Consider the following 19,244-nt stretch of genomic DNA (forward strand, 5'->3'; position numbering starts at 1 on the left):
AAGGCCGTCATATGGAGCAAGCGCAATCTGAGCAGGAGTTGGAGTACGTTGGATTCTGGGCCCGCACGCTGGCCAGCCTGGTCGACACGGTGTTGCTGTCGCTGGTGATCATTCCGGCCATGCTGGCGATCTACGGCAGCGCATACTGGGAAGACGAACGTCTTTTCAAGGGCTACGGCGGGGTCCTTTTTGAATGGATGCTTCCCATAGTCGCCGTCCTGGCGTTCTGGCTGGTGAAGCAAAGCACGCCGGGAAAAATGATGATAGGCGCGAAGATCGTCGACGCCAGGACTGGCGAGAATCCCCGGCCAGCCCAGCTGGTGGTGCGCTATATCGGTTATTACGTTTCTGTTTTCGGGTTTTGCCTGGGTTTCATATGGGTGGCCTTCGACAAGAAAAAGCAAGGCTGGCACGACAAGATGGCGGGCACTGTTGTGGTGCGCAGAAAAGACCACGGTAGATAGGAAGGCGTCGGCATTGCGCCGGGACGGCAGGCAGAATCACAGATTGGCAGGTTTCACGGCTCCCCTTAAGGGAGCCGTTTTTACGTGTGCGCTTAGAACGAGCCGTGAGCAGCTTGTGTTGTAATTGCAATAATTTCCTTGTGGAGACAGCGGCAAAACATATGACAGCGCTAGTGCACTGCTGCGCTGTTTATCCGACGCAGGAAAACCTGAACACTACAAAACGGAGACGATGTTGCTAAAATTCTCTTTCAACAGAATGTTGCCAGCCCTGATTCTTTGTGCGAGTTTGCCGGTTTTTGCTGAAGAACCGCCTATCAGGATCGCCGTCATCGGCCCAATTACCGGGAAGTCGTCCGAAGACATCGGCGAAAGCATACGCGGCGGCGCCCGGGTTTTCCTGAGCGACATCAATCAGTTTGGCGGCGTGCTGGGACGCCGCGTCGAGCTGGTCGAGCGCGACGACGAAGCCAAGCCTGAGGTTGGCTCTCGCATCGCCAGGGAATTGGTGGACAAGGAAAAAGTCGTCGCCGCGGTCGGCTTCGGCAACACCGGCGTCGCGCTGCCGTCCGCCAAGATATTCCAGGACGCCAGGATTCCCGTGATCATCAGCAGCGCCACCGGCGCCGTCATCAACAAGCAGTTGATGCCGCCAGCCTCCGCCGTCAGCTATGTGTTCCGTATTTCCGCCAGCGACGCCTTGCAGCCGATCGTGATCCTGAACGACCTGATCGACCGCCGCAAGATCACCAAGATCGCGCTGCTGCATGATGAAACGCCCTATGGCCAGCTAGGCAAGCAGAGCGTGCTGGACGAACTGGCGCGCCGCCATCTGGCGCCGGTGACGGTGGCCAGCTTCAAGGTCGGCGAGCAAGACATGAGCAGCCAGCTGGCGCAGGCGCGTGAAGCAGGCGCCCAGGCGGTGGTGCTGTACTGCCTCGCGGACGAAGGCGCCATGGTGGCGAAAAGCGCCGCCGGGATGAAGCTGAAACTGCCGATTGTCGGTCCCTGGACGCTGTCGCATAAATCGTTTATCGATTTGTCCGCCGATAGCGGCGAAGGCGTGCGCACGGCGGTCACCTATATCGAAAACGACGGCGGTACGGTCAGCAACCAGTTCGCGCTGGCTTACAAAAAAACCAACAAGGTGAGCCGGATCCCGTCAGCGGTCGCCGCGGCCCAGACTTACGATGCCTTGCGCCTGATCATCCTGGCGATCCACCAGGCCCGTTCCACCGATGGCGACAAGATCCGCGCTGCCTTGGAAGACCTGCGCCAGTCCACCGTGTCGACCGTGGTGTCGCGCTACAAGCGGCCGTTTTCGCCGGCCGACCATGAAGCCATCAGCCTGAACATGATCGTCATGGGCGAAATCCACAAGGGGCAGGTGGCTTACGCCTATCCGGAAGACGCCAGCAGCGGACTGATTACCCGCGTCAAGAAATGAACTGCGCGGGCCGGCCTGCCTGGCGCTCCGCGTTTGCGGCGCGGGCCGCCGGCCTGAACCGGACTGCTCGGCGCAAGCGCTGAAACGTCATGGCCTGCCAAGTCGGCGATTACAAAAAAACGCAATGAAATGAACGCCGTTTGAAAGCTGTTTGTAAGCTTTGTAAGAGTATTGTCCTGAGAAAATAATTACAAACAGGGGGGACAAGCATGAAAATGTTGATCGGCATACTCTTATTTGCATCTGTCGCGCTGGCCCAGGCGCAAGAACGGGCGGGCCAGGACAAGATCGTCATCGGCCAGTCGGTGGAGCTTTCGGGCGAAGCCACCGGCAAGGAAAACATGGAGGGGGCGCTGGCTTATTTCGCCTGGGTCAACGCTCAGGGCGGCGTCTATGGCCGCAAAATCGAGCTCAAGTCCTATGACGACAAGCGCAAGCCGGAGACCACCCGGCTCAATACCGAGAAGCTGCTGAAGGAAGACAATGCGCTGGCGCTGTTCGGCTACCGCAGCACGCCGACGGTGGAGGCCGTGCTGCCGCTGCTGCTGAGCGAGAAGGTGCCGTTGATCGCGCCTTTTTCCGGCGGCCAGAGCTTGCATCAGCCGTTCAACCCCTATCTGTTCAATCTGCGCGCCAGCTACCAGGCTGAAACCGCGAAAATGATCGAGTTGTTCGGTTCGCTCGGCATCAAGAAGGTGGCGATCCTGTATCAGGACGACAGCTTCGGCAAGGATGGATTGGCAGGATTCCAGCGCAATCTGGCAGCGCATAAGCTGAACCCGCTGGTTACCGCAAGCTATGACCGCAAGGATCTGAAGCTGGAGCCGGCGGTCAGCGCCATCGCCGCCGCCAACCCGCAGGCAGTCCTGATGGCGTGCACGCCGTCAGCTTGCGCCGATTTCGTCAAGCAGATGCACAAGAAGGGCGCGCATCCGGCATTCATGATGCTCTCCAACGTCAGTTCCGAGACTTTTTTCGAATCGCTGGGCGACGATGGCCGCGGCGTCAGCGTCATGCAGGTGATGCCTTATCCCAGGGACTTTGCGGCAGCCGCGACGCGCGAGTTCCAGAGCGTCCTGAAGGGCATGGCCAAGCCGCCGCCTAGTTCCTATTCGGCGTTTGAGGGCTTCGTGGCGGCGAAACTGCTGACCGAAGGATTGCGCCGGGCGGGGCCGAATCCAACCCGGCCGAAACTGATTGCAGCGCTGGAGACGATACGCGATTTCGATCTGGGCGGCGTGCGGGTGTCCTATTCGCCGGGCAACCACGACGGTTCGAAATTTGTCGAAATGATCATGGTCGGCAAACACGGCGCCATCCTGCATTGATAGCTAATCCTCAGTCATCGCGGCGCCGGGCAATGCAGGTCAATCGGTAAAGCCGGCCGGGTTCTGCGACTGCCAGCGCCAGGAATCGGTACAGATCGATTCCAGGTCTTCCTCTGCGCGCCAGCCCAGCAGTTCGGCCGCCCGTCCCGGATCGGCATAGCACGAGGCGATGTCGTCCGGACGGCGCGGCGCCATATCGTAGGGCACCGGCCGGCCGCTGGCTTTTTCGTAGGCAGCGATGACTTCCAGCACGCTATAGCCGCGGCCGCTGCCGATATTCGCGGTGAAACTTTGTTGTTTGTCTTGCAGATAGTTCAGCGCCGCAAGATGCGCCTTGGCCAGGTCGACCACGTGGATATAATCGCGCACGCCGGTGCCGTCGGCGGTCGGATAGTCGCCGCCGAATACCGGCAAGCTGGCGCTGCGCCTGGCGGCCACCCGCGCGATATAAGGCATCAGGTTATCCGGATTGCCGCGCGGGTCTTCGCCGATCAAGCCGCTCTTATGCGCGCCCACCGGATTGAAATAACGCAGATAGGCGATCTTCCAGCGCGGGTCCGACTGTTCCAGGTCGCGCAGTATCTGTTCGCCGATCAGCTTGGTCTGGCCATACGGACTCGAGGCCGACAGCGGAAAGTGTTCGAGGATGGGCAGGGCGGCCGGATCGCCATACACCGATGCCGATGAGCTGAACACCATTTTCCCCACGCCGGCATCGCGCATCGCCGTGCATAGCGTCAGCAGGCTGTTCAGGTTGTTGGCATAGTATTCCAGCGGCTTGGCGACCGATTCCCCTATCGATTTCAACGCCGCGAAATGGATGGTTGCGCCGATGCGGTAATCGTGGAACAAGCGTTCGGTGCCGGCGCGATCGCACAGATCCGCCTGCACGAAGACCGGGGTCTTGCCGGTAATTTTCTTGATGCGGTCCAGCACCAGCGGACTGCTGTTGGCCAGGTTGTCGACGCCAACCACCTCATGGCCGGCATCGAGCAGCTCAACCCAGGTGTGGGAACCGATGTAGCCGGTTGCCCCGGTGAGCAGGATAGCTGCGTTCATATTGTCTTTAAAGCAAAGCAAAAATGGATATAGGCAGAGAGAGTAAGTAGTTTTTTGAATCGAGGCAATCACTGTCTGCGCAAATGCCGGGAATAGCCGCGCCCGCCGCGTGACAATCGTGCAATTTAAGCAAGCCCGGCAACGTCAGTGGCTTGCAGCCGCTTTCAGCCATGGAAAACCGGCCGCAGGGGCAATCCTCGCTGCATACGGCCGCTTGCCAGCAGCAAATACAAAGCACCATTAGAATGCATGACTATCCGGATTTTTAGAAGGAAGCCGAGTGCAATCGATCATTTCAGTCAACAACCTGACCAAGACCTACGCATCAGGGCACAGTGCGCTCAAGAACATCAACCTGGAGATACGGCGCGGCGAGATCTTTGCGTTGCTGGGACCGAACGGCGCCGGCAAGACGACCCTGATCAACATCATCTGCGGCATCGTCAACCCCAGCCAGGGCCAGGTCCTGGCCGACGGCCACGACGTCGTGCGCGACTACAAGGCGGCGCGCTCGCGCATCGGCCTGGTGCCGCAGGAGCTTTCCACCGACGCCTTCGAAAGCGTGTGGGCCACGGTCTCCTTCAGCCGCGGCCTGTTCGGCAAGGCTGCGCATCCGGCGCATATCGAGAAGATATTGCGCGACCTGTCGCTGTGGGACAAGAAGGATGCCAAGATCCGTACTTTGTCCGGCGGCATGAAGCGCCGCGTGATGATCGCCAAGGCGCTCTCGCACGAGCCGCAGATCCTGTTCCTGGACGAGCCCACCGCCGGCGTCGACGTCGAACTGCGGCGCGACATGTGGCAGATGGTCCGCGGCCTGCGCGAGAACGGCGTCACCATCATCCTGACCACCCACTATATCGAGGAAGCCGAGGAAATGGCCGACCGCATCGGCGTCATCCGCAAGGGCGAGATCATCCTGGTGGAAGACAAGGCGGTGCTGATGGAAAAGCTCGGCAAGAAGCAGCTGAAGCTGCACCTGCAGCGGTCGCTGTCGCAGATTCCTGACGGTTTGGGCGGCAGTCAGCTGGAACATCAGCTGGAACTCTCGGCCGACGGCAACGAGCTGATCTACACCTTCGACGCCCAGAGCGAACAAACCGGGATCGCCAGCCTGCTGCGCCAGCTCAGCGAACACGGCATCGATTTCAAGGACTTGCAGTCCAGTCAAAGCTCACTGGAAGAAATTTTCGTCAACCTGGTGAAAGCATAAACATGAATCTTCACTCTATCCGCGCAATCTACATGTTCGAGATGGCGCGCACCGGGCGCACGCTGATGCAGAGCATCGCTTCGCCGGTGATTTCCACCGCGCTGTATTTCGTCGTGTTCGGCGCCGCCATCGGCTCGCACATGGTCAGCATCAATGGCGTCAGCTACGGCGCCTTCATCATTCCCGGCCTGATCATCATGTCGCTGATGACGCAAAGCACCGCGAACGCCTCGTTCGGCATCTACATGCCGAAGTTTTCCGGCACCATTTACGAGGTGCTGTCGGCGCCTATCTCCAGCGTCGAAATCGTCGGCGGCTATGTCGGCGCAGCGGCCACCAAATCGGTCATCCTCGGTCTGCTGATCCTGGCCACGGCGCGGCTCTTCATTTCTTTCGAGATCGCCCATCCGTGGTGGATGATCGCCTTCCTGATCCTGATCGCCGTCACCTTCAGCCTGTTCGGCTTCATCATCGGCGTCTGGGCCGACGGCTTTGAAAAGCTGCAGCTGATCCCGCTGATGATCGTCACGCCGCTGTCCTTCCTGGGCGGCAGCTTCTATTCGATCAAGATGCTGCCGCCGTTCTGGCAAAAGATCGCCTTGTTCAATCCGGTGGTGTACCTGATCAGCGGCTTCCGCTGGAGCTTCTACGGCGTTGCCGACGTCAACGTGCTGATCAGCGCCGGCATGGCGCTGGCGTTCCTGGCGCTGTGCATGGGCGTGCTCTGGTGGATCTTCAAGACTGGCTACCGCCTCAAGGGCTGACTCAAGGGCTGATAAACAATTGCCAACCGGATTCATGATGGGGTCATATTCGGGATACATAATCCCGACAATGCGTTACCTGGCCGATACATAAAACCAGAACCACGCGCCCCACATGACGAACGCGCCATCCAAGGCGCGTTCTCTTTTCCGGAGACCGTTTGATGATCAATAAATTTGGCAAGCCGGCGCTGGCCGCCGTCGCCGCAATGGCCGTGGCGGCCTGCGGCAGCAGTTCCTCCACGCTAACGACGCAGGTGCAGGAAGGCAGCGTGCTCAAGATGGCGATTCTTGAGACCACCGACATCCATTCCAATGTGCTCGGCTATAACTACTACGCGCTGGCGCCCGACGCCAGCCTGGGCCTGGACCGCACCTCGACCCTGATCCAGGGCGCGCGCGCTGAAAACCCCAACAACGTGCTGTTCGACGACGGCGACGTCATCCAGGGCACCTTGCTGGGCGACTACCAGGCGCAGGCCACGCCGGTCGCCTGCAGCGGCACGCTGGCGGTGCACAAGGTGATGAACGCCCTCAAGTACGACGGCGGCGGCATCGGCAACCATGAATTCAATTACGGCCTGGGATTCCTCAGCCAGATCACCAATGCCGACCTTGGCGTCACCGGCGTCGCCAAGCCGGCCGGCACTTGCGGCGCGCCGGCGTTCCCGCTGGTGCTGTCGAACGTCAACAGCGTCGCCAGCCAGAAGCCGATTTTCAATCCCTATGCCGTGATTCCCAAGCTGTTCGCCGCCACCACGCCGGACGGCAAGACCATCGAAGTGCCGCTCAAGGTCGGCATCCTCGGCTTCGTGCCGCCGCAGATCATGGACTGGGACCAGAAGAACCTGGCCGGCAAGGTGTATGTCAACGGCGTGCAAGAGAGCGCCAACCAGTACGTGCCGCAGTTGCGCAGCGCCGGCGCCGACGTCATCGTCGCGCTCTCGCACGGCGGGCTGGACGCCTCGCCCTACAGTCCGAAGATGGAAAACGGCAGCCTGTATCTGTCGACCACCGGCATCGACGCGCTGCTGGTCGGCCATTCGCACCTGATTTTCCCGGCGGCCAAGGAAGCCAAAGCGCCGGCGCTGGACGCCTCGCTGGCAGCTTTGCCCAAGAACATCGTCGACAGCAAGAACGGCTTTGTCAATAATGTGCCGACCGTGATGGCGCAGAGCTGGGGCCGGCGTCTCGGCATCATCAAGCTGACCCTGCAATACACGGGCGGCAAATGGGTGATCCAGAAACCGCAAACCACGGTGGAAGCGCGCGGCTTCAAATATACCGACGGCGTCACCAGCGTGGCGGCCGATCCCGCCATTGCGGCGCTGGTGGACAGCGAGCACAAGGCCACCATCGCCTATGCGCAGCAGCCGCTCGGCACCACTACGGATTTCGAAATGTCGTCGTACTTTGCGCTGGCGGGCGATGTCGGCGCGATCCAGATCGTCAACCAGGCGCAGATCGACTACGTCAAGAATTTCATCGCGAATTCTACCGATGCGACGCTGGCCAGCTACAAGAACATCCCGGTGATCTCTTGCAGCGCGCCGTTCAAGGCCGGCCGCAACGGGCCGTCGGATTTCACGGATGTCGCGCCGACCGCATCCAGGGCGGCGCCATTTGCCTTGCAGGTGCGTAATCCAGGCGATCTCTACCTGTATAGCAACAACAATCTGCAGGCGGTGAAAATCAAGGGATCGGACCTCAAAAACTGGCTGGAAACCTCCGCTTCGCAGTTCGGCAAGATCGATCCCAACGCAACTGCGGAGCAAGACCTGGTGCCCTCGTATTCGTCCATCTACAACTACGACGTGTTCTACGCCGAAGGCAATGCGATGCAGTACCAGATCGACGTCACCCAGGCGGTCGGCAGCCGCATCGTCAACCTGACTTACCAGGGCAAGCCGGTGGCAGCGACGGATGATTTCATCGTTGCCACCAATGATTATCGCGCCAGCGGCGGCGGCAATTTCCCTGGCATCGACGGCAGCAAGACCATCATCAAGTCGCCCGACGCCAGCCAGGCGGTGGTCAGCGGCTACCTGCAAAAGCTCGGCAAGGTCACGCAGGCGAACAACGGCAGCGGCCAGAGCTGGAGCTTCGTCAAGGTGGCGACCAAGGGACCGGTGATCCTGCGTTCGACGCCGGGCAAGCTGGCCGTGGCGCAAGCGCTCGGCCTGAACCGCGTCGCCACCGAGGGCGCTCTTGATCCCAGCGGCTTTTCCAAGTACGCGATCGACTTGAGCAAATAGGTGCGGCCGGCGAGGTGCGGCCGGCATCTCCGATGTACCAAGCCTCGGTTGCACGGGGCTTGTCTTGTTTGATAAAGATGAAAACATATTCAAATCTGTTGGCGGCGCTGGTCTTCGGACCGCTGCTTGCCGCCTGTAGCGATCAGCAGCCGGCAGCGCCAGGCAGCGCGCAGCTGGAAAGCCTGGGCGTGCTGGCCCGGCAAGGCCGGCAGGCGTCGGCTGTCGATCAATTGCAAGCCTGGGCGCAGCGCGGCTCCGCGGTGGCGCAGCGGGAACTGGCCTTGGCCTACGAAGATACGGCGGCGAGCGAGAAGGATGCCGCCTTCTGGTTGGGCAAGGCCGCCCAGGGCGGGGACAGGGAGGCGGCTTTTGTCCTGGCCGGCGCTTACTACAACGGCAAGCTTGGCCTTGGCAAAGAGCCTGTGCTGGCCGCGCGATGGTACAAAAAGGCGGCGGCGCAGGATGACGAAAGAGCTGCCTTGATGCTGTCGCGCATGGCCAAGTATGGCGAAGGCATGCCGCAAGACCTGAAGCAATCCGTGTCATGGCTGCAGCAAGCCAGCGCCAACGGCAGTGCGCAAGCCATGTTCCTGCTGTCCAACGCCTATGCCGCGGGCGACGGCGTCCTGCAGGATCCGGCGCTGGCGCGCAGCTGGCTGGAAAAATCCGCGCAGGGAGATTTTCCGCCGGCGCTGCAGTCGCTGGCGCTGGCCATGGATGCCGGAAGTCCGAATGCAGAAAAAAATCCAGAGCGTTCCTATCATTTGCTCAAGGAAGCAACTGAAGAGCGGCGCATGCACTGGGACAAGGCGCAATAATTCTTTGCCTCGACTACCTGCTCAGCTGCCGCCATAGCCTCCGACCGCGGCCAGCGGCGCTACTTTCTCCTGGAGTGCCTATTTTTATAGCAACCGAATCGCAAGACCGGCAATCCCGGCAACGCCAAAACCCCCGGCGCTGCCGGCCGTGATCGTGCCGCCGATCCTGTCGGACGGCCGCTGGGAACCGGCGGAAGCCTTGCAGGCAGAGGGCATCGTCACCGGCATGCGCGCGGTGTACACCAACCGTCAGGAAGAGGTATGCGGCTTTGCCTTGCTGGGCAAATGCGTCAAGGAAAAAGGCGTCCTGCTGAAAACCCTGGAACCCTGGCGCTCTTGACGCGGCAGCGAAACCAGCCTGCGCCAGGCTGGCTACCAGTCGGCCAGGCCGCCTTTCGTGTTTTGTTCGGCCCTGGCCGCGCAGATGCGGTAATCGTTTTCATCGAGGGCGGAAAAGCCGGTGATGCGCATGGCGTCCAGGCTATCGCGCAGTTCTGGCGCTTGACAGCACACGCTCAGTGCCTGCCGCAGTTGCGCCAATGCCGTTGCAGACGTGCTCAGCGAGGTAATCAGCGGCAGGCCGGGCATGGATTCTGTAAAACCGATGACGGCAAGCCGTTCGAAAACAGCAGGCTCCTGTTGCCGCAACAGGAAAACACTGACGCAATCGAGCGCAGCGATGTCGGCCTCGCCGCCGGCAACCATCTGTGCCGAGCGGCGATGCGCGCCGCTGAATAGCACCTTGGAAAAGAAGCGGCCGTCGCGCGCCAATGGCGCAACCGCGCTGCGCAGCGCGTGATAGCCGGATTGCGAATGCCGTTCGTTGCAGGCGGCGACGGCGTCGTGAAATGCAGGCAAGGATGCGCGTTTGTCGTCTTTGCGTACCAGCAAGACGCTGCTGTAAGCGCTCAGCCGGCAGCCGGGCACATCGAAATGAAATGCCCCGACCACCTGCACCTTGCCGCGCAACAGAGTGGAAACCGGATAGCCGCACGACTGGCTCAGCAGCAGATCGCTGCGCTGCCAATGCTGGAGCAGGTCGTCCGGCTGCGCCAGCTCCAGCGGCAGCGGCTCCAGGCCGGCGCGCAGCAAATTGTCGCGCAAGACCGTCCAGAATGCGCGCAGGCCGGCGGCCGGAAACGGATACATCGGCAGTGCGCAGATCATCCATCCCCCTGGTCTTGCGCACCGCCTGCGGATTGCGGCGTCCAGCGGCGCGCCAGCAATTCGAACAGCTGGTCGGCCACGATCGCCAGCAGGCCGACCAGCAGCGCGCCCTGGATCACATAGGCGGTGTTGAAGCCGCTGAGGCCGACAATGATCGGCAAGCCCAGGGTTTTTGCGCCCACCGTGGAGGCAATCGCCGCGGTGCCGATATTGATCACCACCGAGGTGCGCACGCCCGCCAGTATCACGGGCGCGGCCAGCGGCAGCTCGACGCGCCACAGGATCTGGCGACGGCTCATGCCGATGCCGCGCGCCACTTCCAGCACCGGCCGTGGAATGGACGACAAGCCCGTGACTGCGCCTTGCGCCACCGGCAGAATGCCGTACATCACCAGCGCGATCAGGGCCGGCGTTTCGCCGAAGCCGACCAGCGGCACGGCCACCGCCAGCACCGCCACCGGCGGGAATGACTGGCTGATGGCGAGCATCGTTTCCAGCAGCGAGCGAAACGCCTTGCCGGCAGGCCGGGTCACCAGCAAGCCAGCGCCGACGCCGCCCAGCACAGCGATGCCGCCGGAGATGGAGACGATGCGCAGATGCGCCAGCACCAGGGCAAGAAACGAGTCCTGCTGATAGATGGGCCGTTCCAGCTCCGGAAAAACGGCGCTGAACAGCGGTCCTGCCAGCGGCATGCCGAAGATCAGTCCCGCCAGCAGCAGGCTGCTGACAATCAGCCAGCGATGGCGGTACAGAGAATTTCGCGGTTTGCCCGGCCAGCTCAAGTCCGCTCCGTCAGCAAATCTGCAAAATGCAGTACGCCGGCAGGCTGGCCGTGTTCATCCACCACCGGCAGGCTGTACACCTTGCGCGTGATGAACGCCGAGAGCGCTTCGCGCAAGGTGCCGTCGCTGCGGATCGGTTCGCCTTCAATGGCCGGCTCGGCGCGCACCCTGGCGGCGATCTTGTCCAGCCCGAGCAGGCGGATGCCGACATCGCTCTGGCCGACAAAATCGCGCACCAGGTCGCTGGCGGGCGCCAGCAGGAAATCGCGCGGCGCGCCTTGCTGCACGATACGGCCGTGATCCAGCAGCACGATACGCTCGCCCAGCGCCAGCGCTTCGTCGATATCGTGGGTGACCAGCACGATGGTCTTGCCCGAAATGGCGTGGATATTGGCGAGTTCCTGCTGCAGGCTGCTGCGGGTGAGCGGGTCGAGCGCGCCGAACGGTTCATCCATCAGCAGCACTTCCGGATCGGCCGCCAAGGCGCGCGCCACGCCGACTCTTTGCTGCTGGCCGCCGGACAGCTGGTGCGGATAGCGGCGCCGGAAGGTCTCAGGCGCAAGGTGCAGCAGCGTCAGCAACTCGTCGACGCGTTCCTGGATGCGCGCTTTCGGCCATTGCAGCAGGGTCGGCACGGCCGCGATATTCTGTTCCACGGTCCAGTGCGGGAACAGGCCGACCGACTGGATCGCATAGCCGATGCGGCGCCGCAGCTGCTCCGGCGAATAGCCGGTAATGTCATTTCCCAGCAGCCTGATATTGCCATTGCCGCTGTCCGGTTCCAGCAAGCGGTTGAACAGCTTCAGCAGCGTCGATTTGCCGGAGCCGGAACTGCCGATCAGCACCGCCAGCTCGCCGGCGTTGATGGCCAGCGACACGTCGTCAAGCGCCAGGCGGCCATCGAAGGATTTGCTGATATTCTCGATTTCAATCATTGATTTTCCTGGGTTTTCCTGGTGAGCAATGAAATCACCACCTTGAACGCAGCGTCGACGCAGATCGCCAGCAGCACCACCGGAATCACCCCCAGCAGCACCAGGTCCAGCGCGCTGCTGGCCATGCCCTGGAACATCAGCGTGCCGAAGCCGCCGGCGCCGATCAGCGCCGCCACTTCCACCAAACCTACCGCCTGCACGGTAGTAACGCGCACGCCGTTGAGGAAGACCGGCAGCGCCAGCGGCAGTTCGACCCGAAAGAAAATCTGCCGCGGCGACATGCCGATGCCGCGGGCCGCTTCGCGCACCGCGGCCGGCACCTGTTGCAGTCCCGCTACGGCGCTGCGGGTCATCGGCAGCAGCGAGTAGAGGATCAGCGCCAGCAAGGCCGGCGCCATGCCGATGCCGCTGATGCCGGTGCGCGGCAGCATCAGGCCGAGCAGGGTCAAGGGACCGATCAGCAGGCCGAACAAGGCAATCGATGGAATCGTCTGTATCACGTTCAAGACGGGAAACAACAGCTTGCGCAGGCGCTGGCTGCGGAACGCGAGGGCGCCGAAACTGGTGCCGATGACAACCGCCGGCAGCACCGAAAACAGCACCAGCTGCAGATGCCGTAGCAGCGCCTGATCGAAGCTGTCCAGATGATTGCGGTATTCCTTCAGCAGCGACAGCTGGCCGAGCTGGCCCGTCAGCAGCAAGCCGGTCGCCGGCAATCCCGCCAGCGCTACCACCGCGACCTGGGCCGGCAAGGACAGCCGCAGCCCGCGCAAGGCTTCGGCCAGCTGCAGCCAGGCGACCAGCGTCAGCAGCCAGAAAGCGCCGCCGAACGAGACGCGTGCCAGCGAGTCCTCCGCGCCGCTGCGCAGGCGGGCTTCCTGGCCGGCCAGCGCCAGCAGGCCCCAGCTGAACAGCGCGGCAGCCAGGATCAGCAATATCCTGCTGCCGCGGCTCGGACGCAGCCAGGGCGCCGCCAGCAGAAGCAAGGCCGGGATCGCCAGCAGCCAATACATGCTGGCGCGGTTGAACAGTTCGCTCAGAAAGATGCCATGGCCGCTGAGCAGCCGGTTGGGCGCAAACGTCAGCAGCGGCAAGCCGGCGGCGGCGAGGATGGCTGTTGCCGCCAGCAGCAGGTGCACCGGATTGCGCAGTTGGATCGATAGCAGCGCCAGTGCGCCGGAGCGCGGCGGCAGGTTCGCCAGACGCTCTGCCGTCATCGGATAAAGCCCTTGCTGCGCAGATAATCGGCGGCGACCTTGCGGGCATCGCGGCCTTCGATGGCGATGCCGGCATTGAGCTTTTGCAGGGTCGCGCTATCCAGGGAGCTGAATACCGGTTGCAGCAGGGCGGCGATCCTCGGCTCCCTGGCCAGGGCGTCGCTGCGTATCACCGGCGCCGGCGCGTAGACCGGCTGCACGGCCTTGACGTCATCCAGCGTCGCCAGGCCCAGGGCCGCGACCGCACCGTCGGTGCCGTAGACCATGGCGGCGTTGACGCCGGAGGTCTGTTCGGCAGCGGCCTTAATCGTGGCGGCAGTGTCGCCGCCGGCCAGGGTCAGCAGCTGGTCTTGTTTCAACTTGAAACCGTAGGCGCCTTCAAAGGCCGGCAAGGCGTCCGGACGCTCGATGAATTCGGCTGAGGCGGCCAGCTTGATCTTGCCGCCCTGGCTGATCCAGCGGCCGAGGTCGGCCATGGTTTTCAGCTGGTTGGCTTGCGCGATTTCCTTGCGGATCGCAATCAGCCAGGTATTGTTGGCCGGCGAGGGCGTCAGCCATATCACGTGGTTCTTGTCGGCATCGAGCTTTTTCACCAGCTGATAGCCGGCCCCGGCATTCTTCCAGGCCGGGTTGCTGCCGTCGGCGAAGAAGAAGGCGCCGTTGCCGGTATATTCCGGATAGATGTCGATGCCGCCGGCCAGCAGCGCGCCGCGCACCACCTTGGTGGTGCCGAGCTGCTGGCGGTTGACGGTCTTGATGCCGTTGGCTTCCAGCACCAGCTGGATGACATTGCCCAGCAAGGCGCCTTCGGTGTCGATCTTGGATCCCACGCGGATCGGCTCGGCCGCCTGTGCGTGGGAAGTGAGCAGGGTAAAGGCAAACAGGGCGGTCAGCCGGCGGATGGGCAGGTTCATGTGGTCGATGTGATCGTCAAGGGGCAGTTTCAAAGATCATGCTGCTTCAGGCAAAAGGATGAACATCGGCAATCGCCGGCGTGCTGCGATAGCGCCACAGCAAGGGCAGATAACCGCGTTCGACGAACCCATCCGACGACTCCAGGTAGCTCTCGCGCTCGGCCAGGTAGGCCAGCCGCAGATGAAACCAGGGCAGTCCGGGATGAAGGTGATGCACCAAATGATAATTCAGATTCAGGAATAATAGGCGCCAGGGCCATGCAGCTTCATTAATGACCGAGCGCCCGTGCTCGGATTCCACCGCCCGGTGTTCGAACAAGGAACGCACCATGGTCAGGCTGAGCGCCGGATAGGCAATCGCCAGTACGTAGAACAAGGGCGCGATGCCGGCGCGCTCAAGCAAGATCAGCATCCCGGCCAGCAACAAGCCGTGGCCGCCCCAGATGAGCAGAGCTTTACGGTCGCGCGCCAGCCAGGCGGCGCGGATGGTATGCGACCATGCCAGCGCCGGGCCTATCAGCAGGCGGCCGGCGGAGGTGTTGCGGAAGCGGCGCAGGCGCGAGCCGCTGCCGGCGCCGGCCCGCGATACATAATAGGTTTCCGGGTCGATGCCGGGCAGGGTCAGGGTTTCGTTATTGTGATGGCCGAGATGGCTGTCGCGGTAGACCGCATACGGATACCAGACAGCCAGTGGCAACTGGCCGAGCAGGGCGTTGAAACGGGCATGGCGGGTGGGGTGCCCGTGTATCAGCTCATGCTGCAGCGACATATACCAGGCCGTCAGCAGAATCAGCAGCGGCGTTCCCAGCCATGGGCCCAGCGCCCGCCAATGCAGCACGCAGCCTAGCCAGCCGCCGTAGATGGCGGCAATCAGGATCCAGGTCGGCAGCTCCAGCCGCGCCCACCAGCCGGGTCTTGCGGCGCGGAAGCGGTCTGAGGGCGTGTGAAATAAAGATGGCATAGGGCGGCTCTCCATTGACTTTCCGCCAATATATAGTGCGTCTCCGCGAGAACTGAACGAATCGTTTCGAGCATCCATATGCGGATCCTGGACGGTCGCCGAAAATCTTTGCCGCCTCCCTACGTGAAGACCCGTTGCGTCGTTGACAGCCATAAAAAACAGCTGCGCCAGCTTGTTTTTTCACCACGCATTATTGCCCTCAGACAAAACCTTGAAAGCATGCAAGAATGGCATCGGTCGGCTGTGGGAGCTGCCGATTTTGGTTTATTCAAACAAGGGGAATTAGATGCTTGATTTACAAAAGAAAAGTTTCATCAAGTTGGGTTTGACTGGATTGGTTTTATTGATTGTGGCGCTATGGCTGTGGCCGTTCGGTTCTGTGCCGACCGGCAACCGCGGCGTGGTGACATCGTTCGGCAAGATCGTCGGCATCGAGAACGAGGGGCTGGTGATCCTGCCGCCATGGAAGAAACTGACCATATTCAGCATCCGCGCCGAGCGCGCCGACGTTGAAGACGCCGAGGGCAGCACTTCGGATACCCAGCCGGTCAAGGTCAGCATGACGGTGCGTTATTCGATTTCCACCAACAGCGTCGCGGAAGTTTATGAGAAGTACAGCCATGACGGTGATCTCTCATCGTATGTACAGACCGCGACGCAAGAAGTGTTCAAGGCAGTCACTGCCAAATACAGCGCGCCCGACCTGATCGCCCGCCGTTCGCAGGTGAGCGCGGACATCAGCGCCTCCTTGCGCGACAAGCTGAAAATCTACGGCGCCCAGGTAATCGGCATCGATATGCGAACCTTCTCTTTCTCGCCTTCCTATATGGCGGCGATCAACGAAAAAGTCACCCAGGAACAGTTGCGCCTGGGCGCGGAAAACAAGCTCAAGACCGTCGAGGCGGAGCAAAAGCAGAAAGTGGCGGTTGCCGAAGCTGAGGCTCAGGCGATGCGCGCCAGCGCCGACGGCGAAGCCTACTCGCAATTGAAGATCGCCACCGCGCAGGCGGATGCGCTGAAGATTCAAAACGCCGCGCTGGCGCAAAACAAGGATGTGCTGGAACTGCGCCGGATCGAGGTCGACATGGTCAGGGCCAAGCAATGGAAGGGCGACGTCCCGACCACCATGTACGGCTCGGCGCCGATTCCGTTCGTGACCAATAAGTAGCCTGCGCTGCACAGGTATAGAATCTGCGACAGGAGGGCTGCATGATGACTTTCGAATTGAGCGACAAGGCGGATGACCTTGAGCAAATCGTTGAATTGCAGCGCCTGAACCGGCTGGATGCGGTGGCGGCCGAACTGCGCGGCACGGAGGGATTCGTGACCATGGAATATACCGTCGGCGAACTGCAGCTCATGCGCGGCGCTTACCGGCATGTCCTTGCAAAGTGCGATGGCGTCGTCATCGGCTATGCCTTGGTCATGCTGAAGGAATGCCGTGCTTCATTTCCTTTTCTCGACAATATGTTCCGGGATGCCGAGGCCGCCGTTTTCAATGGCATGCCGATGCGTGACAACGCCTACTTCGTCATGGGACAGGTGTGCGTCGGCCAGGCATTTCGCGGCCAGGGCGTTTTCAGGAAACTGTACGAAACCTTGAGGACGCAGATGCGTGCCGACTTCGATTTCGTCGTCACCGAAGTGTCGCTGCAGAATCCGCGATCCATGCGCGCGCATCAGAGGGTAGGGTTCAGAGGCATCGCGGGGACGGATGCCGAGCCGTCGGAATGGCGCGTGATCGTATGGGACTGGCGCTGAAAGATCCCGTAGTTGCAAGCGCTTGAGCGCGGCGCCGGGCAATCATTGCTTGGCATCCAAGGCATGCATCAGGCCATGGATACGGCTTGTGGCATATTTATTGCGTAATATGGCTGTGGCCCGCAGTCCCGTGGATGGGCCGCACAGCCATCCCTACGCTTTCCTCTTCATCCAGGTGAATCTGATGAGAATTTTCAAGTTGCTGTTCCTGCTGCTCCTCGATTTACCGGTCCTGGGCATGCAAAGCGCGCATGCCGACGGCTTGGGCGATATCCAGAAGCGCGGCGTCCTGCGCATTGCCGTGCCCCAGGATTTTGCACCATTCGGATCCGTCACCGCGGATCTCAAACTGCAGGGGCTCGACATTGACGTTGCAACGCTGATCGCCAGGAACATGGGCTTGAAAGCGGAACTGGTGCCGGTCACCAGCGCCAACCGCATCGCCTACCTGCAGACGCACAAGGCCGACCTGGTGATTTCCACCCTGGGCAAGAATGCCGAGCGTGAGAAAGTCATTGCCTTTTCCCAGCCGTATTCACCCTATAACAACAGCGTGTTCGGGCCGGCCGCCATCAAGGTCGCCGGCCCTGCCGACCTGGCCGGCAAAACCGTCGGCGTGGCGCGCGGAACTTTCCAGGACAGCCAGCTGACCGAAACGGCGCCGGCCAGCGCCACCATCAAGCGCTATGAAGACAACAACGGCATGATCTCGGCTTACCTGGCAGGGCAGGTGCAGCTGGTCGGCACCGGCGATTTCGTCGCCGTTGCACTGGCCGCGAAGGCCACGGGCAACAAGCCGCAGATGAAGTACATCATCCAGGAATCCGGCTGCTATGTCGGCCTGCTCAAGGAAGAGCCGGCATTGATGACGGCCGTCAATGCCGCGCTGACAAAGGCGAAGAAGGACGATGAGCTCAATGCCATCGTGAAAAAATGGCTGAATGTGCCGCTGCCGGACAAAATGGCCAGGCAGTTCGACTGAGCGCCAGGATCAGGCCGACTTGACTTCCTCGAAGCGCCGCGCCAGCTCCTGGCGCAGCTGCTTGCGCAGGATAGCGTCTTCAAAGCGCCGCTTCTCTTCGGCGCTGAACGGCCGCAGCGGCGGCACGGCGATCGGCCGCCGTTCATGGTCCACCGCCACCATCGTGAAAAAGCAGCTGTTGACGTGACGCACCACTTGGGTGCGGATATCCTCGGCCACCACCTTGATGCCGACCTCCATCGATGAAGTGCCGGTGTGATTGACGCTGGCCAGGAAGCTGACCAGCTCGCCGACATGGATAGGCTGGCGGAAAGTCACCTGGTCCACGCTCAGGGTCACCACGTATTGCGCCGCGTAGCGGCTGGCGCAGGCATAGGCGACCTGGTCGAGCAGCTTGAGAATGGCGCCGCCATGCACATTGCCGGAAAAATTGGCCATATCCGGGGACATCAGTATGGTCATGGTGAGCTGGTGGGATGGCATATCCATAGTTGATGAATTTTCTCTTTGTTCTCAAGGGGGAAGGGAAGGAGACAAGCCTATCCTAAAATACCCGCGGCGGGCAAGGTGAGCTTGGCGGGCTGTGGAAGACATGCCTTGATTCCGGCAGGGCATGCTGTCGCCGGCGCCGGAAGCGCATTGCATAAATTTCCCGATTGAAATATTTCGCGTCAGATGCGTGGACTGTCGGCACATCGCTCAGCCGCGGCGGCGCGGCGCCATGATTGACAGGAGGCGATCTGCGCCGTCGCTGGCGGCGCAGACGTCGGGAAGAGGTCGAACGCCTGCTGGCTGGCCAGGCTCCACGGCGATGGGCCGCCGGCGCCGTAGGTCACGAACTGGCTGTGATCGCCTGGACAGGGACGCCAGACTGGCGTCTTGACTGAACGGCATTGCGTGCAGATGTCTGTTACTTTTCCTTAGGCGAGCGACGACCGGTCTTCTTCGGATCCTCTGTCTTGGCCGGTTCAGCGTCCGCGGCGGCGGTTCCGTCACTGGCATTTTCCATTACCCCGATAAAGCCGATGCCCTGCACATAAAGCAGCTGATTCAGCTTAAGGCAAGGACTGTCGGCGGCGAGGCGGTTGATGTCGGTTTCAAAGGTGGCCAGATTGACGCCTACGACGAAATGATATTTCGATGCGCCCGGTTTGCTGGACTTGTCGCTCATGATGGT

The 19,244-nt window shown here is 61.6% G+C and carries 21 protein-coding genes; 12 read left to right on the plus strand and 9 right to left on the minus strand.

The genetic code is table 11. From position 1 onward, the window contains the following. Nucleotides 1-11: 11 nt before the first annotated feature. The 3 genes from AC07V8_RS20390 (at nt 12) to AC07V8_RS20400 (ending at nt 3,239) form a co-directional block, all read left to right on the plus strand. On the plus strand, nt 12-464 hold the full coding sequence (locus AC07V8_RS20390) for an RDD family protein (protein ID WP_494679875.1): 453 nt from the start codon (nt 12-14) through the stop codon (nt 462-464). Nucleotides 465-753: 289 nt separating this feature from the next. After that, the gene (locus tag AC07V8_RS20395; RefSeq protein ID WP_494679874.1) at nt 754-1,911 is read left to right on the plus strand and encodes an ABC transporter substrate-binding protein; all 1,158 of its coding nucleotides are present in this window, start codon (nt 754-756) and stop codon (nt 1,909-1,911) included. Between the two features lie 209 nt (nt 1,912-2,120). Beyond that, nucleotides 2,121-3,239, plus strand: a complete 1,119-nt coding sequence (locus tag AC07V8_RS20400; protein WP_494679873.1) for an ABC transporter substrate-binding protein — start codon at nt 2,121-2,123, stop codon at nt 3,237-3,239. Nucleotides 3,240-3,278: 39 nt separating this feature from the next. Here the strand turns inward: AC07V8_RS20400 and galE are convergent, their stop codons facing one another. Then, nucleotides 3,279-4,298 (minus strand): UDP-glucose 4-epimerase GalE, encoded by a 1,020-nt coding sequence (gene galE / locus AC07V8_RS20405; protein ID WP_494679872.1) that lies wholly within the window; start codon nt 4,296-4,298, stop codon nt 3,279-3,281. Between the two features lie 280 nt (nt 4,299-4,578). On the opposite strand from galE, the gene AC07V8_RS20410 reads away from it, so the two are divergent. The 5 genes from AC07V8_RS20410 (at nt 4,579) to AC07V8_RS20430 (ending at nt 9,688) form a co-directional block, all read left to right on the plus strand. Then, on the plus strand, nt 4,579-5,511 hold the full coding sequence (locus AC07V8_RS20410) for an ABC transporter ATP-binding protein (protein WP_494679871.1): 933 nt from the start codon (nt 4,579-4,581) through the stop codon (nt 5,509-5,511). Between the two features lie 2 nt (nt 5,512-5,513). Further along, nucleotides 5,514-6,275 carry an ABC transporter permease gene (locus AC07V8_RS20415; RefSeq protein ID WP_494679870.1) on the plus strand — a complete coding sequence of 254 codons (762 nt, stop codon included), beginning with the start codon at nt 5,514-5,516 and terminating at the stop codon, nt 6,273-6,275. Nucleotides 6,276-6,439: 164 nt separating this feature from the next. Further along, nucleotides 6,440-8,530: a bifunctional 2',3'-cyclic-nucleotide 2'-phosphodiesterase/3'-nucleotidase gene (locus AC07V8_RS20420; RefSeq protein WP_494679869.1), complete on the plus strand. Its 2,091-nt coding sequence runs from the start codon at nt 6,440-6,442 to the stop codon at nt 8,528-8,530. A 77-nt stretch (nt 8,531-8,607) separates the two neighbouring features. Further along, nucleotides 8,608-9,348: a tetratricopeptide repeat protein gene (locus tag AC07V8_RS20425; protein WP_494679868.1), complete on the plus strand. Its 741-nt coding sequence runs from the start codon at nt 8,608-8,610 to the stop codon at nt 9,346-9,348. A 112-nt stretch (nt 9,349-9,460) separates the two neighbouring features. After that, a complete protein-coding gene (locus tag AC07V8_RS20430; protein ID WP_494721488.1) occupies nt 9,461-9,688 on the plus strand; it encodes a hypothetical protein in 228 nt (75 codons plus the stop codon). 32 nt (nt 9,689-9,720) lie between these two features. Here the strand turns inward: AC07V8_RS20430 and AC07V8_RS20435 are convergent, their stop codons facing one another. Genes AC07V8_RS20435 through AC07V8_RS20460 form a run of 6 tightly spaced genes read right to left on the minus strand, consistent with a single transcriptional unit; the run spans nt 9,721 to nt 15,324 of the window. After that, a complete protein-coding gene (locus AC07V8_RS20435; protein WP_494679867.1) occupies nt 9,721-10,515 on the minus strand; it encodes a phosphate/phosphite/phosphonate ABC transporter substrate-binding protein in 795 nt (264 codons plus the stop codon). Next, nucleotides 10,512-11,297 (minus strand): ABC transporter permease, encoded by a 786-nt coding sequence (locus AC07V8_RS20440; RefSeq protein WP_494679866.1) that lies wholly within the window; start codon nt 11,295-11,297, stop codon nt 10,512-10,514. The genes AC07V8_RS20435 and AC07V8_RS20440 overlap by 4 nt, the downstream gene beginning before the upstream one ends. After that, entirely contained in the window at nt 11,294-12,232 is a 939-nt protein-coding gene (locus AC07V8_RS20445) for an ABC transporter ATP-binding protein (protein WP_494679865.1), read from the minus strand. Before AC07V8_RS20445 ends, AC07V8_RS20440 begins: the two co-directional genes overlap by 4 nt. Further along, nucleotides 12,229-13,449, minus strand: a complete 1,221-nt coding sequence (locus AC07V8_RS20450; protein WP_494679864.1) for an ABC transporter permease — start codon at nt 13,447-13,449, stop codon at nt 12,229-12,231. The genes AC07V8_RS20445 and AC07V8_RS20450 overlap by 4 nt, the downstream gene beginning before the upstream one ends. Next, nucleotides 13,446-14,363, minus strand: a complete 918-nt coding sequence (gene osmF, locus AC07V8_RS20455) for a glycine betaine ABC transporter substrate-binding protein OsmF (protein WP_494679950.1) — start codon at nt 14,361-14,363, stop codon at nt 13,446-13,448. The genes AC07V8_RS20450 and osmF overlap by 4 nt, the downstream gene beginning before the upstream one ends. Nucleotides 14,364-14,409: 46 nt before the next feature. Then, nucleotides 14,410-15,324 (minus strand): fatty acid desaturase, encoded by a 915-nt coding sequence (locus tag AC07V8_RS20460; protein WP_494679863.1) that lies wholly within the window; start codon nt 15,322-15,324, stop codon nt 14,410-14,412. A 78-nt stretch (nt 15,325-15,402) separates the two neighbouring features. On the opposite strand from AC07V8_RS20460, the gene AC07V8_RS20465 reads away from it, so the two are divergent. From AC07V8_RS20465 to AC07V8_RS20480, 4 genes are all read left to right on the plus strand, one after another. After that, nucleotides 15,403-15,618 (plus strand): hypothetical protein, encoded by a 216-nt coding sequence (locus tag AC07V8_RS20465; RefSeq protein ID WP_494679862.1) that lies wholly within the window; start codon nt 15,403-15,405, stop codon nt 15,616-15,618. Continuing rightward, nucleotides 15,611-16,492: a prohibitin family protein gene (locus tag AC07V8_RS20470; RefSeq protein ID WP_494679861.1), complete on the plus strand. Its 882-nt coding sequence runs from the start codon at nt 15,611-15,613 to the stop codon at nt 16,490-16,492. Before AC07V8_RS20465 ends, AC07V8_RS20470 begins: the two co-directional genes overlap by 8 nt. Before the next feature lie 41 nt (nt 16,493-16,533). Next, nucleotides 16,534-17,085: a GNAT family N-acetyltransferase gene (locus AC07V8_RS20475; RefSeq protein ID WP_494679860.1), complete on the plus strand. Its 552-nt coding sequence runs from the start codon at nt 16,534-16,536 to the stop codon at nt 17,083-17,085. Between the two features lie 238 nt (nt 17,086-17,323). Then, a complete protein-coding gene (locus AC07V8_RS20480; protein WP_494679949.1) occupies nt 17,324-18,067 on the plus strand; it encodes a transporter substrate-binding domain-containing protein in 744 nt (247 codons plus the stop codon). 9 nt (nt 18,068-18,076) lie between these two features. On the opposite strand, the gene AC07V8_RS20485 is transcribed toward AC07V8_RS20480, so the two are convergent. Both AC07V8_RS20485 and AC07V8_RS20490 read right to left on the minus strand, forming a co-directional pair. Further along, nucleotides 18,077-18,556 carry an acyl-CoA thioesterase gene (locus tag AC07V8_RS20485; protein WP_098496962.1) on the minus strand — a complete coding sequence of 160 codons (480 nt, stop codon included), beginning with the start codon at nt 18,554-18,556 and terminating at the stop codon, nt 18,077-18,079. A 421-nt stretch (nt 18,557-18,977) separates the two neighbouring features. Continuing rightward, the gene (locus AC07V8_RS20490; protein ID WP_494679859.1) at nt 18,978-19,238 is read right to left on the minus strand and encodes a hypothetical protein; all 261 of its coding nucleotides are present in this window, start codon (nt 19,236-19,238) and stop codon (nt 18,978-18,980) included. Nucleotides 19,239-19,244 lie beyond the last annotated feature (6 nt).

This window comes from Collimonas sp. GW821-FHT02H07 (genome assembly GCF_059421505.1).